Origin of the sequence: Mannheimia indoligenes, assembly GCF_036880405.1 — a bacterium.
GTDB lineage: Bacteria > Pseudomonadota > Gammaproteobacteria > Enterobacterales > Pasteurellaceae > Mannheimia > Mannheimia indoligenes.
The window spans coordinates 12,859-27,867 of sequence record NZ_JBAJJM010000023.1 but is presented as its reverse complement, the minus strand read 5'-3'; the positions used below and the strand labels follow the sequence as shown (position 1 = coordinate 27,867).

Here is a 15,009-nt window from a genome sequence, read left to right as displayed (position 1 = left end):
CTTATGATTACAATATAATTTTCACTTTCCAGTCAAAATTTTCTTCATTTAACCGATATTGCTCTTTCAAACTCGGACCGCAGGAATTTGAACCGATGCCGCTCATTTTATAATCGACACATAAAACCGTTGAATCGCTTTCCACTAAATCATAACTGTGGGTTTTAGCCGTTAATTCTTCCTGTGTATAAGGCGAGAAATTAAAGCTAAATGGCTTTTCTGCGGTAACGGTTAAATTCGGTAATTGCAGATAATGCGTACCAAAATGACTGCCGTTTTCTTGTGGTTTGAGGTAAGCTGTGTGGTTTTCTGATGCAGTGGTTTGATAACGTCCGAGCTTCGCTAAATGGTGTTTATCCATATAACTTTCTCGCTCGCCGTAGCCGAAATATTCCGCTTGATGATTTGCTTTATGGAGGAAGAAACGCAGCCCAAAGCGTGGTAAAAACGGCAAATGGGTTGGGCGTTTCGCTTGCACGTTTAGCTCAATTTCGCCGCTCGGCAAAATATGATAAACCACTTTCAGCGTTAAAATTCGGCTTTGAGCGGTGGCGACAATGCCACATTCTGCTACGATTTTCACACCGTTTTCATCTTGCGAAAGCGAGGTGGAATAGGCTCGGGTGTAGCATTTGTCGTAGCCCGCTTTTTGCCAAAACTCTCGGATTAAACGGTCGTTATCTGTTGGAGCTCGCCAGATGTTGAAATCAAGCGGCTGCTCAATCATCAGCACGCCATTTTTCTCGATTGCGGTGAAAATGCCTTTGAGTTTATCGAAGCGGTAGCGATATTCCCCATTTATGATCTGCCAGCCATTTGCAATATTTTCCACAAAAATCACCGCTTGTGGACGAGAGGGAAGCTCGGGTTTCACCATTTTTTCGCTGAAAACGAGTTGGTCAAAGCCCAAATGGTGATCTTTTTCTAATAAAGCTGAGCCTTCACGTAAGCGATAATCAAGGGTTAAAATCTGTAATTTTTCGCTTGAAGTAGGTAATTCCAACGGCAAACAAGCGGTCTGATTTGGCTCGCAATTTACCAAAAGTTGCCCCTTCTGCACGGTTTCGCCATTTTCACTCAAGCAATAATGCACGGTCAGATAATCGGCAAGATTGGTGAAATCTAAATGGTTTTTTAGCCAAACTTTACCTTCTTTCAGCTCTGCTCGCACAGGGCGGTTCACATTTTTCACTTCAAGCAAATTGCTGTGCACAATGCGATGTTGCGAAACCAAACCATCCATACAGAAATTACCATCGTGCAGGGTTTCGCCGAAGTCGCCGCCGTAGCCGTATTTATCAGAATTTGGTAGCAGAGGAGCGTGGTCGCACCATTCCCATACAAAGCCGCCGCAAGAACCGGCATATTGTTGGAACGTCTGCCAATAATCTTCCATATCGCCACAAGAGTTACCCATTGCGTGTGAGTATTCGCATAGAATAAACGGCTTGCGATTGTTCGGATCGGCAAAATATTCATTAAGTCGCTCGGTGCTTGGGTACATTTCGCTGTATAAATCCAAGTTGGAGAGGTCGTTTTGATATTGCGAATGTTGGTAAATTGAGCCTTCGTAATGGGTTAGACGGCTCGGATCTCGCTCTTTTACCCAACGAGCTGCCGCCTCAAAATTTTCGCCAAAGCCTGATTCATTTCCTAGCGACCAAATAATAATCGATGTACGGTTTTTATCTCGTTCCACATTGGCGATATTGCGATCTAAAATAGCATCTTTAAAATTAGGATCTCTTGCAAAATAACAGAAATTATCGACCGCTTGTTGGCGGATCTCTTCCTGTTTATTCGGGTTTGGCACATTTAAGAAAATACTGTTTTCAGGGCTTTCAATATACACGGCACTTGAGCCGTGGGATTCAATATCGCTTTCGGCAATCACATAAAAACCGAGCTGATCGCACAATTCGGTAAACCAAGGAGAATTTGGGTAATGAGCGGTGCGGATTGCGTTGATGTTGTGTTCTTTCATCAAACGCAAATCAATTAAGGCTTGCTCACGGCTGATGGCATAACCTGTTACTGGGTCGGAATCGTGGCGGTTCACGCCTTTGAATTTTATCGGCTTGTTGTTAAATAACAGCACGCCGTTTTTTACTTGAATTTGGCGGAAGCCGATTTTCTGCTCGATGATTTCGGTTTGATAGCTCAATTGCAATGTATAGAGTTTTGGCTCTTCCGCATTCCATAACGTTAAATTGCAAATTTCTGCAGAAAAATCACCGCTTGTTTGCTCACAAACAAGGTTGCCTTGCGGATCAAAAAGTTGAAAATGCACTTCCTCAGGCTGATTAGCAAATTGGGTTTCTACGCTTAAATGAGCTTGGCTTAAATCTTCGCTAAGCTGATACTGAATAAAGAAATCTTGCAGGTAATTTTGCTCACGTTCCAAAATGTATACATCACGGAAAATTCCCGACATTCGGAATTTGTCTTGATCTTCCAAATAACTGCCATCACACCATTTCAGCACCACAACCACAAGGCTATTTTTACCGTGTTTCAGATGCTTCGTAATCTCAAATTCATTAGTGCTATGGCTGATTTGCCCATAGCCGACAAATTCGTCGTTCACATAGACAAACAAGCAGGAATCCACGCCCTCAAAATTGAGCAAATAACGTTTGTTTGGTTTGAGTTCAAAGTCGATTTCACGCTGATAAACGCCACACGGATTATTGTGTGGTACATAAGGCGGATCGAACGGAATCGGGTAGTTGATGTTAGTGTATTGATGAGTATCAAAGCCCTGTGTTTGCCAGTTAGACGGCACAAGGATTTTGTGAGCAAAGGTAGTGTTTAGGAAATTATCGGGTAGATTGTGAAGGCTTTCATAGAAATTAAAATGCCACTCACCATTGAGTAACGTAAATTGATTCGATTTTTCTCGTTCTAATTGATTAGGCGTTTGCCCTTTTTGAAACGGAATGAAATAGGCGTGGTGTGGAATGCGATTAATGTGTAGCACGTTTGGATCTTGGTAATAATTCGGTAATGACATAAAAGCCTCAACGTCAAAAAATACTGAAACTATAATAACATTAATTCAGTTATAAAATACGACAATAGGTAATGTGTGGAATTGTGAGAGGGATCACAAAAAATCGATAAGATTATAGTTAGATGTTTGTTTTTGATACTCTGCCAAATCTCCCCCTCCCCTCTTTGCTAAAGAGGGGTGATCCATTTGTGATAATTTCAAATTCATCTGGCTATTTAAGATTGTAATGAATAAAGATGAGTTTTAAATTTTGTGTGATTTACCCCCCTCTTTAGCAAAGAGGGGAGGGGGAGATTTATTCGCTTCGCTCACACTGCGTGCCGTTGCTTACGCAACGTTCAAACGTAAGCGTTTGTGGCAGAGTAAATTAACGAAGAGAATTAATAAAGAGAAAGCCTCGTTAGAAATATTAAAATCATCCCTAGCCTTTTTCTTTTTCGGTTGATTCCGTTATAATCGCTTAGTTTTTATTTAAACCTCATTTAAGGAATTGAAGAATGCTATACCCAAGTGAAGAATTTTTATACGCTCCTGTACAATGGACTGATCATAGCGAAGGTTACACTGATATTCGTTACCATAAATCTAAAGACGGTATCGCAAAAATTACGATCAATCGCCCTGAAGTGCGTAATGCGTTTCGCCCTCACACTGTAAAAGAGATGATCGAAGCATTTTCTGATGCTCGTTTTGATGAGAAGATCGGCGTGATCGTATTAACCGGTGAAGGGGAATATGCCTTCTGTGCGGGTGGCGACCAAAAAGTGCGTGGCGACTACGGCGGTTATAAAGATGAAAGCGGTGTGCATCACTTAAACGTATTAGATTTCCAACGTGATATTCGTACTTGTCCTAAACCGGTAGTGGCAATGGTGGCTGGCTATGCTATCGGCGGTGGACACGTTCTACATATGTTATGTGATTTAACTATTGCAGCAGATAACGCAAAATTCGGTCAAACAGGTCCTAAAGTAGGCTCTTTTGATGGTGGCTGGGGTGCAAGCTATATGGCTCGCCTTGTTGGTCAGAAAAAAGCCCGTGAAATTTGGTTCTTATGCCGTCAATACAACGCTCAAGAAGCATTAGATATGGGCTTGGTAAACACTGTTGTGCCTTACGCAGATTTGGAAAAAGAAACTGTGCGTTGGTGCCGTGAAATGTTACAAAACAGTCCGATTGCTTTACGTTGCTTGAAAGCGGCGTTAAATGCAGATTGTGATGGTCAAGCCGGTCTTCAAGAGTTGGCAGGCAACGCAACGATGTTGTTCTATATGACAGAAGAAGGTCAAGAAGGGCGTAATGCGTTTAATGAAAAACGTGAGCCGGACTTCAGCAAATTCCGCCGTAATCCGTAATTTATGCTAATACAAGCGGTTGTTTTTTGTAAATTTTTTGTAAAATTTGACCGCTTACCTTTTCTAATTTAAGTTAATTTTATGTCAGACGTTGATCTAAACGAGCATAGCCAAGAAGAGCTTGAGCGTAAGCCGAAAAAAAGAAGTTACATTCTTACTACCCTATTTAAACTCGGATTGATCGGGGCTTGTAGTGTTGCCTTTTACGGCATTTACCTAGACGGAAAAATCCGTAGCAAAATGGACGGGCAAGTATGGGAATTGCCTGCTGAGGTTTATGCTCGCATTGAAAGCATTAAAATTGAAGATAATTTAACGCTTGAACAAGCAAAACAGGCATTGTTAGATAACGGCTATCGTCAAGTTTCACAGGTTGCCACACCGGGCGATTTCAAAATTGAAGAAAATCGTTTAGTGCTGCTACGTCGTGCTTTCCCTTTCCCTGAAACCCCTGAAGCTCAACGTGTGCTGCGTTTAACCTTCAAAGATGACAAATTAACTTATATTGAAGATTTGGTGCAGGGTAAGTTGATCGAGGAATTTCGTTTAGATCCGAAATTGCTTGCGATGTTGCACTCCGATAGTGATGAGGAACGCCAAGCATTAAGATTGCAAGAATACCCTCGTTTGTTGATTGAATCGCTTATTTTAACCGAAGATCGCCGCTTTTATCAGCACGATGGCATTAGTCCAATCGGGATTGCTCGAGCATTAATCACTAACTATCAAGCAGGTAGAACCGTTCAGGGTGGAAGTACTCTAACGCAACAGTTAGTTAAAAACTTGTTTTTAACTAACGAAAGATCGCTTGTGCGTAAAATCAATGAAGCCTTGATGTCGGTTATTTTGGATTTCAGATATGAAAAAAACCGTATTTTAGAAACCTATCTGAATGAAATTTATTTAGGGCAGAATGGTAGCTATCAAATTCACGGTTTTGCATTGGCAAGCCAATTCTATTTTGGTCGTCCTATTCAAGAAATCAGCCTTGACCAAATTGCCTTGTTGGTGGGAATGGTAAAAGGTCCGTCGCTATATAATCCGTGGAAAAATCCTAAAGGGGCAACGGAACGCCGTAATGTGGTATTACGTTTATTGCTTGAACATCAAGTGATAAACCAAGAACTGTACGATTTATTAAGTGCTCGCCCATTAAATGTGCGTGAAAAAGGCACAATTTATCGTGAGCAACCTGCCTTTATGCAGGCATTAACGCTTGATTTGAAAAATGAGTTAGGCGAAGTGAAAGCAGCACAGCTTTCCGGTACGAAAATTTTTACAACCCTAGATCGTAAACAGCAACGTTCAGCGGAACAAGCAGTTATTATTGGCTTGGAAGATTTAGAGAGCAAAGATAAAAAAGTTACCGATTTGCAATCTGCCATTGTGGTGGCAGAGTACCGTACAGGTAAAGTGCGTGCGATTGTGGGCGACCGTTTAACCCAATTTGCCGGCTTTAACCGAGCAATTCAGTCAAAACGTCAGATTGGTTCTTTGGTAAAACCGTCTATTTACGCCATTGCGTTGGCTCAGCCAGAACTTTTCCGCCTAAATACACCTATTCAAAATAGACAGATTTCCATTAAAGTTGGCTCAACCTATTGGACACCTCGAAATTATGACCGTAGCTTTAGTGGTTCGGTAATGTTTATGGATGCTCTTGTTCGCTCACTGAATATTCCAACGGTTAATATCGGTATGAAAGTGGGCTTGAAGAAAGTGATTGCTAAGCAAAAAGAGATGGGCTGGAATAATGCAGAAATTCCGCCATATCCATCAACATTATTAGGTTCTTACTCGATTTCACCTTATGATGTAACCCGTTCTTACCAAGTCATTGCAAATGAAGGGTTAAAAACACCATTAACGACCATTGAGGCAATTATTTCGCATAATGGCGAAATGTTCTACCAGCGTGATAACGACAAAGCGAGTGAGCAAGTGCTTCCACCTGAAGCAGCAGTGCAAACAATGTACGCAATGCAACAGGTAGTAGAACGAGGTACGGCTCGTAGTCTGCAAAATGATTTTGCGAAGTTAAAATTAGCAGGTAAAACAGGTACAACCAATAATGCAAGAGATACTTGGTTTGTGGGGGTTGATGGCGAACACGTTACTACCGTATGGTTAGGTAAAGATAACAATACGGATACCAATCTAACTGGTTCAAGCGGTGCGTTATATGTTTATAAGCAATATTTGGAACGTGCGTTACCGCAGGCGTACAAATTACCAAAACTCGATACTATGCAATGGGTAGGGATCAACAGTTACGGTAGTTGGAATTGCGACAGCGGCAGACAAATTCCTGTTTGGCGTGATAAAGGACAGCGTTATTGTACCAGCACAGGCACCGTGGTTGCGGCTAAACCAAGTGTGTGGGATGCTCTTTCATTGAAGAAAGAAAATAATCCAAACCCGAAAGCTGAAGAGGCAGAAGGTAAGCAATCTATCCCAATTGAAGAAGTTGCACCGAAAGAATAGGAATAAATTTGATAGCTATTATCATTCAAATAAATTTTTGTGATAGGTTTTGGCTATGATAAGTATATATTATAACCATTTGCCTCTTTGTTATTTGAGGAGTAAGATAACCATAAATTAAATAAGCAGTATGCAATTTAATTTGAATAATTAACTATTAATAACAGGAGCATATTATGGCAATGTCAAATATCGGTTTAGATAGAGAAATCGCAAAAAAATTAGCAGATGAGTTAAATGGTTTATTAGCAACTTACCAAGTATTTTACACTAACGTGCGTGGTTACCACTGGAACGTGCGTGGCGTAAACTTCTTTGAATTACACGCAAAATTTGAAGAAATCTACGATGATTTAGTCTCTAAAGTCGATGAAATTGCAGAGCGTATTTTAACTTTAGGTCATACGCCAAATAACGGATTCAGCCAATACTTAACCCAATCACAAATCAAAGAACACATTGGTGTATCTGCGGCTCAAGAGTGTTTATACGGCACGTTGGAAGGTTTCAAAACCCTTTTAGGTCAGCAACGTGGTATTCTTGCGATTGCAAATGAAGCAAATGATGAAGGTACTGCTTCTCAAATGAGCGATTACATCAAAGAGCAAGAAAAATTAGTGTGGATGTTCACTGCTGCTTGTGCAGACTGCACCAACTATGCAAAAGGCTGTTCTTGTAACTAATTTGCAATCATCCGAATTAACCCCGATAATATCTATCGGGGTTTTTTATTGTTGAAATAAAGTGATGTCGAACGGTTTTCAATTTAAACAGTTTTTTATTCAGCACGATAAATGTGCGATGAAGGTCAATACTGATGGGATTTTGCTTGGGGCAATTGCTCACATCAAAAATGTTCAGCAAATCTTAGACTTAGGCACAGGTTCTGGCTTGATTGCAGTAATGCTTGCTCAACGCACAAACAACGATTGTAAAATTACAGCACTAGAACTTGAGCCAAATGCTTACCAACAAGCGGTCAAAAATGCCGAAAATTCTGCGTGGTCAAATCGTATTACGGTTTTACAAGGTGATGTAATGCAGCAACAGTTTGAGCAGAAATTTGACTTAATTGTCAGCAATCCCCCTTATTTTGAAGATTCTTTAGCAACGAGAACTGAAGCACGAGATCTAGCTCGTTCGGTAAATGCTGCCAGCCATTTTGATTGGTTAAAACAAGCAAAAAACTGGTTAGCCCAAAGTGGTAGAATTACAATGATTTTACCCACAGAAGCGGCAGAAAAACTCATTTCACAAAGTCCCAATATCGGTTTGTATTGTATTGAGCAGTGGTTGATTTTTACTAAAGTAGGTAAAGAGCCGAAGCGAAGTATTGTGAGCTTCTGCTTGCAAAGTAAAGTGTGCGAACAAAAAGATCTGATGATTTACGATCTGAACAGTCAATATACATCTGAATTTAAACAACTCACGCGAGATTTTTATTTAAACTTCTAACGATTTCCTTAATAAAAAAACCGACCAAGCGGTCGGTTTTTGTGAATTTTTTGCAAATTATTCGCTAATTTCGTTTAAATCTAACAATTCTTGCGAAAGAATAATACCGGTTAAATCAGCATATACATAATCTTCAGGGAAAAAAGTTACGCCACCAAAATTAACCGGCGTATCCACTTCGCCAATATCGGTATTATCTGCCCCCACAGGAATTGGAGCGAGTGCGTGAATGCCGATATCTAATCTTTCTAAAATATCTAACTGACGAACAGCACCATAAACGATAATTCCTTCCCAGCCGTTATCCACTGCCAGTTGAGCCAGCTCCGCATCAATTAATGCACGGCGAACTGCACCGCCACCATCGACTAATAATACACGCCCTTCACCTTCTTCTTCTAATACTTCGGCAATTAAACCATTGCTTTCAAAACATTTAACGGTGGTAATTTTACCGAAAAATGATGATGCTCCACCGAAGCTTGAAAAAATCGGTTCAACAACATCCACTTGGTCAGAATAAAGATCGCAAAGCTCAGAGGTATCAATACGCATAATATGCTCCTGTTCTTAAGTCATTTAGCTAAAGTATAAACCTTCGCTTTCAATTTGCAAAATTTTATTGAAAAAAGACCGCTTGTTTAATACTTCTCTTGTTCTTTATTATCTAACAAGTTGTTTTTAATATGTAATTCCATTTGATTATAAGGGATTTCCACACCTGCATTATCAAATGCTAATTTGATTTGCTCGGTAATTTCCCAATAAGCAGACCAATAGTTTGGCGTTTGAACCCAAGGACGAACAACCAGTTGTACACTATTTGCCGCTAAAGCACCTACAGCAACAACAGGTTTCGGCTCTTTTAGAACATATTCATTCGTTTCTAAAATACGCTCAATAATCTCTTTGGCTTCTTTGATATTAGAATCGTAAGAAATATCAAAGGTAAAATCGATTCGGCGGGTTGGGTTGTTTGAGTAGTTTACAATGCTGTCTGAGAACACTTTGCCGTTTGGTAATAACACGGTTTTATTATCGCCGGTGCGGAGCTCTAACACTAATAAGCCCATTTGTTCTACCACGCCGGTCATTCCGCCGGTTTCAATTAAATCGCCTTTGCGGAATGGTTTGAAGATCAACAACATCACACCGGCTGCGAAGTTTTGTAGCGAGTTTTGCAGTGATAAACCAATTGCCAAACCGGCAGCACCGATTAATGCGACTAATGAACTGGTATTAATGCCGATTTGTGAAAGCGAGGCAATCACGACAATTAAGAGTAGTAAAAAGTAGCTGATAGAGGAAATAAAGCTTTGTAGCATTTCATCTTTGGTTGATTTTAATGCCGCTTTGCCTAATAAATTACTAATGATACGAGCTAAGAATTTACCGACGACAAAAATCGCAATGGCAAGTAAAATCTTAGTACCGTAAGGGATAATCCATTCATTGAGCATCGTCTCAAAGTTCATACTACTCACTTTGTCGATTACTTTTTCGGTTTCTGCGACGACATCAATATTGGCTGCCGGTTGTGCTTTATCGGTCATTTTGGTTCCTTAAATTAAAATGAAAAGTTTTGCCAATCTGCAAAGGTTGGCGGTTTTGTGCTAAAATTCAGGGCAGTATTCTCCCTAAAAGACAACATAATGACAACAGAAAAAGTAATTAGTGCCGGTGTTCAGTTTTTTTCTATCAGTGAAGATGAAGCCGGGCAGCGTTTAGATAATTTTTTATTGGCAAAACTCAAAGGCGTGCCGAAAAGTTTGATTTACCGCATTGTGCGTAAAGGTGAAGTACGGGTAAATAAAGGACGAACTAAGCCCGACTACAAATTACAAGCCGATGATGTGGTACGTGTACCGCCGGTGCGTGTAGCCGAGAAAAACGAAGCCCCTATTTCTACCAAACTGAATAAAGTAGCGGAATTGGAAGATCAAATTCTGTATGAAGATGAAGTGATGTTGGTGATCAACAAGCCGTCTGGCATTGCGGTACACGGTGGTAGCGGTTTGAGTTTTGGCGTAATTGAGGCATTACGAGCATTACGCCCACAAGCCCGTTTTCTAGAACTGGTGCACCGAATTGACCGTGATACTTCGGGCATTTTGTTGGTAGCCAAAAAACGCTCGGCGTTGCGTAGCCTGCACGAACAACTGCGTGAAAAAGTGGTGCAAAAAGATTACTTGGCATTAGTGCGTGGTCAGTGGCAAGCTCACACCAAAGTGATTAAAGCTCCGTTGCTGAAAAACGAATTGGCAAGTGGTGAACGTATTGTGCGAGTGAGCGAAGAGGGAAAACCTTCAGAAACTCGCTTTAGTATTGAAGAGCGTTATGCAAATGCGACTTTAGTGAAAGCCTCGCCGGTTACGGGGAGAACCCATCAAATCCGTGTACATACTCAATATGCAGGACACCCGATTGCATTGGACGACAAATACGGCGATAACGATTTCGACAGCAAAATGAAAGAAGCCGGCTTGCACCGTTTATTTCTACACGCTTATTCTATCCGTTTTGAACACCCGAAAAGTGGTGAAGAGATGGTGATTACTGCACCGTTGGATAAAACACTCAAAGGGGTTTTGGCAAAATTAAGAGCTGAAAAGTAGATGCAAATCCATTTCAAAAATTTTCAAAAAAATGACCGCTTGTTAGATTTAACTAAGCCACAAATTATGGGGATTTTAAACTTCACGCCTGATTCCTTCTCGGATTCAGGGAAGTTTTTCTCCCTTGATAAAGCTTTATTCCAAGTTGAGAAAATGCTCAATGAAGGAGCAAGCATCATTGATGTGGGAGGAGAATCTACTCGCCCGAATGCAGCGATTGTAACGCTGGAAGAAGAGCTTGAGCGTGTTGTGCCTGTGGTAGAAGCCATTCATAACCGTTTTGATTGCTTAATTTCGGTAGATAGTTCTAAAGCGGAAGTATTCAAGCAGGCGGCAAAAGTGGGTATGGATATAATTAATGATATCCGAGCTTTAACGGAGCCAAATGCATTAGAAACAGCAGCTGAGCTTGGCTTGCCGGTCTGTTTAATGCATATGCAGGGTAATCCGCAAACAATGCAGCAAAAGCCGGAATATGATGATGTATTGGAAGAAGTAGCGGATTTTTTAAATCAACGCATTTTTGTTTGTATCAATGCCGGCATTCCGAAGGAACATATTATTTTAGACCCCGGATTTGGCTTTGGTAAAACAGTTAAGCATAATTATCAATTATTGAAACATTTTAAAGCCTTTGTGGATTCAGGTTTTCCTGTGCTTGCCGGGCTTTCTCGTAAATCAATGATTGGGGCGGTATTAGATAAACCTGTAGAGCAACGTGTTGTCGGGTCTGTTACGGCTGCGTTGATTGCCGTTCAAAACGGGGCAAAAATTTTACGCGTTCACGATGTAGCAGAAACCGCTGATATGCTGAAAATTTGGCACGCAACGATTGACTCAGATAATTAATTTTAGGAGTAAAAATGACAACCTTAGTTTATGGCATTAAAAATTGTGATACCGTGAAAAAAGCCTTGAAGTGGCTGGAAGAAAACAATCAACAACCTCAATTACACGATTACCGTGTAGATGGTTTAAATACAGATTGGTTGGTGGAAATGGAAACTAAATTCGGTTGGGAAAATTTGGTAAATAAACGCAGCACCACTTGGCGAAATTTAGATGATGAAACCAAAAATAATCTGAATCGTGAAACGGCATTAAAAGTTTTAATCGAACAACCTACATTAATTAAACGTCCGATTGTGATTAAAGATGATGTTGCTTTAATTGGTTTTACGGAAAAAGAGTATTTGGCTGCGTTTAGCCTTTAATTAACCTGAGATCTTCTCCCCTCTTTAGAAAAGAGGGGCAGGGGGAGATTTGATACGATTTCAATATTTCTTATGAGCGTATCGACATTCTGCTAAATCTCCCCTAACCCCTCTTTGCTAAAGAGGGGGACTAGATCGAGCATAAAATCAACATTGCAAAAAATTAATAAAATCTAACCGCTTGTAATCTTATGAAAAACGAAATCATCTCTCTCGCACAAAACCTAATCCGTCGTGATTCTATCAGCCCGCAAGACAAAGGTTGCCAACAGGAAATTGCAGAACGCTTGGCAAAAGTCGGCTTCCAAATCGAATGGCTGCCGTTTGGCGACACGCTGAATATGTGGGCAACATACGGCACAGAAAATGGCAAAGATGAACCCTGCGTTGCCTTTGCAGGGCATACCGATGTTGTGCCTGTCGGCGAAGAAAGCCAATGGCAATATCCGCCATTTTCTGCTGAAATTATAGATGGAATGCTTTATGGGCGAGGAGCTGCGGATATGAAAGGCTCGCTCGCAGCATTGGTAGTTGCCGCAGAAACCTTTGTGAGAAATAACCCAAATCATAAAGGCAAAGTAGCGTTGCTGATCACCTCTGATGAGGAAGCCGCAGCAAAAGACGGCACGGTAAAAGTGGTGGAAACCTTGATGGATCGTAATGAAGCGGTGCATTATTGCGTAGTGGGCGAACCTTCAAGTGGTAAGGTGCTGGGCGATGTTATTAAAAACGGCAGACGTGGCTCAATTACCGCTGATTTATATATTGAAGGCATTCAAGGGCACGTTGCCTATCCACACTTAGCGGAAAACCCGGTGCATACGTCATTGGGCTTTTTAACCGAATTGACTACTTATCAATGGGATAACGGCAACGAATTTTTCCCACCAACCAGCTTACAGGTGGCGAACATTAAAGCGGGTACAGGTAGCAATAATGTGATTCCGGGCGAGCTTTATATACAGTTTAATCTACGTTATTGCACCGAAGTAACCGATGAAATCATTAAAGCCAAAGTGGCGGAAATGTTAGAAAAACACGGTTTGAAATATCGTATTAATTGGAATTTATCAGGAAAGCCTTTCCTTGCTGGTAACGGAAAATTGGTGGAAGCTGCGGTACAAGCGGTTGAAAATGTCACAAAAATTACGCCTCGCTTAGATACCAGTGGTGGTACATCAGATGGCAGATTTATCGCATTAATGGGAGCTGAAGTAGTAGAGTTTGGTCCGCTCAATGCAACTATTCATAAAGTCAATGAATGTGTGAGTGTGGAAGATTTAGAGAAATGTGGTGAGATTTATTACCAAATTTTAGAAAGGTTGCTCGTTAAGGCATAACTCAAAATAGGCAGAATTGAATAAAAGTAAATTCTGCTTATTTTTTATATAGATATTCAATCGGAGAAGGTTTACACTAACGCCAGTTTTCATATTTATAGGTAAATTTTATGCAGCTTTACTCTTATATCTGCTTGCTATTTGGGCTTGCAATGTTCATTTCGTTTTTTACAAGAAAATTGAATGAAAATATTCAAACGACCATTGCAATCACAGCCTCTGCTCTTATCGGTTCTCTCCTTATCCTTACCTTCGGTTCTCTTGGCTGGTTTAATGTTGATCAACTTGCCATTTCCATTTTCGAACAACTTGATTTCAAAAGCTTCTTATTAAACGGTATGTTAGGTTTCTTACTTTTCGCAGGGTCATTGGGTATTAAGCTCCCCTTAATGAAAGAGCAACGCCGTGAGATTGCCGTTTATGCCTTAATTTCTACCTTGATTTCTACCTTTTTAATAGGCGGTTTAATTTATGCGGTAGCAAGAATATGCGGATTAGATATTGGATTTGTTTACTGTTTATTATTTGGCTCGCTTATTTCTCCAACCGACCCTATTGCTGTGCTTGCAATTATTAAAAGTCTCAAAGCTCCAAAACGTCTTTCTATGCACGTTGAAGGGGAATCTTTATTCAATGACGGTATCGGTTTAGTGATTTTTACCACCATTTTTGCCGTAGCATTTGGGGGGCAAGAGCCTACATTGGGTGGTGTAGTAGGGCTATTTTTACAAGAAGCTGTTGGGGGCATTTTATTTGGGTTATTAACGGGTTTTATTGCTCATAAATTTATTTCTGCCACTGATGACGGAAGCCTTGAGATTTTAATCACACTTACCATTCCAACTGTTGGCTTTGTGATTGCTAATTACTTACACGTTTCAGGAGCATTAACAATGGTTGTGGCAGGGATTATGATTGGAAACTGGACACGCCGCTCAGGCTTTTCCGAACAGAGCCAGAAATACCTAGACCACTTTTGGGAGATGATTGACCATTCACTTAACTATCTCTTGTTCCTTCTTATTGGATTAAGCACCTTATTGGTTGATTTTACCTTTATTGGTGGCGTGTTGATGATTGCGGCAATTCCAATTTGTTTACTTTCCCGCTACATCAGTTTATGGATTCCGTACCAAGTGTTAAAACGCTTCCGCACTTATAACCCTTATACGCTCAAGATTATGACGTGGGGTGGTTTACGTGGCGGCTTGGCATTAGCAATGGCACTTGCTGTACCAACGGGTTCTGCCGTAATCGCTAGCTCAGAAGGAAATATTGATGTACGAGATTTGATTTTGTTAATGACCTATGCCGTAGTTACTTTCTCAATTCTAGTGCAAGGCTCAACCGTTGAACCGATGATTAAAAAGGCAAAAGCAGTTGATCCAAGACGAGTAGCCTTTAATAAACTTGGCGGTAAAGATGACTTTATTCCTCATATTTAATATAACGGAATAGCATATTATTTCACTAAAGATTATTAGCCATCTAGGCGGCTTTATACTTTAATACCTCTCTATTTATTTTAGTGAG

The 15,009-nt window shown here is 40.6% G+C and carries 12 protein-coding genes; 9 read left to right on the top strand and 3 right to left on the bottom strand.

Translation table 11 applies throughout. From position 1 onward, the window contains the following. Positions 1-7 precede the first annotated feature (7 nt). Positions 8-3,013 carry a glycoside hydrolase family 2 TIM barrel-domain containing protein gene (locus tag V6W77_RS10605; protein WP_334254604.1) on the bottom strand — a complete coding sequence of 1,002 codons (3,006 nt, stop codon included), beginning with the start codon at positions 3,011-3,013 and terminating at the stop codon, positions 8-10. A gap of 497 nt (positions 3,014-3,510) precedes the next feature. On the opposite strand from V6W77_RS10605, the gene menB reads away from it, so the two are divergent. The 4 genes from menB (at position 3,511) to V6W77_RS10585 (ending at position 8,307) form a co-directional block, all read left to right on the top strand. Continuing rightward, positions 3,511-4,368, top strand: a complete 858-nt coding sequence (gene menB / locus V6W77_RS10600; protein ID WP_025235192.1) for a 1,4-dihydroxy-2-naphthoyl-CoA synthase — start codon at positions 3,511-3,513, stop codon at positions 4,366-4,368. 81 nt (positions 4,369-4,449) lie between these two features. Next, positions 4,450-6,852 carry a penicillin-binding protein 1B gene (mrcB, locus tag V6W77_RS10595; RefSeq protein WP_334254603.1) on the top strand — a complete coding sequence of 801 codons (2,403 nt, stop codon included), beginning with the start codon at positions 4,450-4,452 and terminating at the stop codon, positions 6,850-6,852. A gap of 176 nt (positions 6,853-7,028) precedes the next feature. Continuing rightward, positions 7,029-7,535 carry a Dps family protein gene (locus V6W77_RS10590; protein WP_334254602.1) on the top strand — a complete coding sequence of 169 codons (507 nt, stop codon included), beginning with the start codon at positions 7,029-7,031 and terminating at the stop codon, positions 7,533-7,535. Positions 7,536-7,599: 64 nt separating this feature from the next. Continuing rightward, a complete protein-coding gene (locus tag V6W77_RS10585) occupies positions 7,600-8,307 on the top strand; it encodes a tRNA1(Val) (adenine(37)-N6)-methyltransferase (protein ID WP_334232176.1) in 708 nt (235 codons plus the stop codon). A 57-nt stretch (positions 8,308-8,364) separates the two neighbouring features. Here the strand turns inward: V6W77_RS10585 and rraA are convergent, their stop codons facing one another. Together rraA and V6W77_RS10575 are read right to left on the bottom strand one after the other, a co-directional pair. Beyond that, a complete protein-coding gene (gene rraA, locus V6W77_RS10580) occupies positions 8,365-8,862 on the bottom strand; it encodes a ribonuclease E activity regulator RraA (protein ID WP_025235196.1) in 498 nt (165 codons plus the stop codon). Between the two features lie 86 nt (positions 8,863-8,948). Further along, positions 8,949-9,860, bottom strand: coding sequence for a mechanosensitive ion channel family protein (locus V6W77_RS10575; RefSeq protein ID WP_334232173.1), 912 nt, complete (start codon positions 9,858-9,860; stop codon positions 8,949-8,951). A gap of 99 nt (positions 9,861-9,959) precedes the next feature. Here V6W77_RS10575 and rluC point away from each other — a divergent pair, with 99 nt between their 5' ends. From rluC to V6W77_RS10550, 5 genes are all read left to right on the top strand, one after another. After that, positions 9,960-10,922: a 23S rRNA pseudouridine(955/2504/2580) synthase RluC gene (rluC, locus tag V6W77_RS10570; protein WP_334248417.1), complete on the top strand. Its 963-nt coding sequence runs from the start codon at positions 9,960-9,962 to the stop codon at positions 10,920-10,922. Beyond that, positions 10,923-11,771, top strand: a complete 849-nt coding sequence (gene folP, locus V6W77_RS10565) for a dihydropteroate synthase (protein ID WP_334254601.1) — start codon at positions 10,923-10,925, stop codon at positions 11,769-11,771. 14 nt (positions 11,772-11,785) lie between these two features. Then, entirely contained in the window at positions 11,786-12,136 is a 351-nt protein-coding gene (locus V6W77_RS10560) for an ArsC family reductase (RefSeq protein ID WP_334254600.1), read from the top strand. 191 nt (positions 12,137-12,327) lie between these two features. Further along, complete coding sequence (dapE, locus tag V6W77_RS10555; protein WP_334254599.1) at positions 12,328-13,476, top strand: succinyl-diaminopimelate desuccinylase; 1,149 nt, start codon at positions 12,328-12,330, stop codon at positions 13,474-13,476. A gap of 110 nt (positions 13,477-13,586) precedes the next feature. Then, a complete protein-coding gene (locus V6W77_RS10550) occupies positions 13,587-14,921 on the top strand; it encodes a cation:proton antiporter (protein ID WP_025235202.1) in 1,335 nt (444 codons plus the stop codon). Positions 14,922-15,009 lie beyond the last annotated feature (88 nt).

What these genes read in the sequence shown, in the direction of transcription:
- V6W77_RS10605 (WP_334254604.1), bottom strand. Translation starts at nt 3,013, where the DNA reads ATGTCATTACCGAATTATTACCAAGATCCAAACGTGCTACACATTAAT.
- menB (WP_025235192.1), top strand. Translation starts at nt 3,511, where the DNA reads ATGCTATACCCAAGTGAAGAATTTTTATACGCTCCTGTACAATGGACT.
- mrcB (WP_334254603.1), top strand. Translation starts at nt 4,450, where the DNA reads ATGTCAGACGTTGATCTAAACGAGCATAGCCAAGAAGAGCTTGAGCGT.
- V6W77_RS10590 (WP_334254602.1), top strand. Translation starts at nt 7,029, where the DNA reads ATGGCAATGTCAAATATCGGTTTAGATAGAGAAATCGCAAAAAAATTA.
- V6W77_RS10585 (WP_334232176.1), top strand. Translation starts at nt 7,600, where the DNA reads ATGTCGAACGGTTTTCAATTTAAACAGTTTTTTATTCAGCACGATAAA.
- rraA (WP_025235196.1), bottom strand. Translation starts at nt 8,862, where the DNA reads ATGCGTATTGATACCTCTGAGCTTTGCGATCTTTATTCTGACCAAGTG.
- V6W77_RS10575 (WP_334232173.1), bottom strand. Translation starts at nt 9,860, where the DNA reads ATGACCGATAAAGCACAACCGGCAGCCAATATTGATGTCGTCGCAGAA.
- rluC (WP_334248417.1), top strand. Translation starts at nt 9,960, where the DNA reads ATGACAACAGAAAAAGTAATTAGTGCCGGTGTTCAGTTTTTTTCTATC.
- folP (WP_334254601.1), top strand. Translation starts at nt 10,923, where the DNA reads ATGCAAATCCATTTCAAAAATTTTCAAAAAAATGACCGCTTGTTAGAT.
- V6W77_RS10560 (WP_334254600.1), top strand. Translation starts at nt 11,786, where the DNA reads ATGACAACCTTAGTTTATGGCATTAAAAATTGTGATACCGTGAAAAAA.
- dapE (WP_334254599.1), top strand. Translation starts at nt 12,328, where the DNA reads ATGAAAAACGAAATCATCTCTCTCGCACAAAACCTAATCCGTCGTGAT.
- V6W77_RS10550 (WP_025235202.1), top strand. Translation starts at nt 13,587, where the DNA reads ATGCAGCTTTACTCTTATATCTGCTTGCTATTTGGGCTTGCAATGTTC.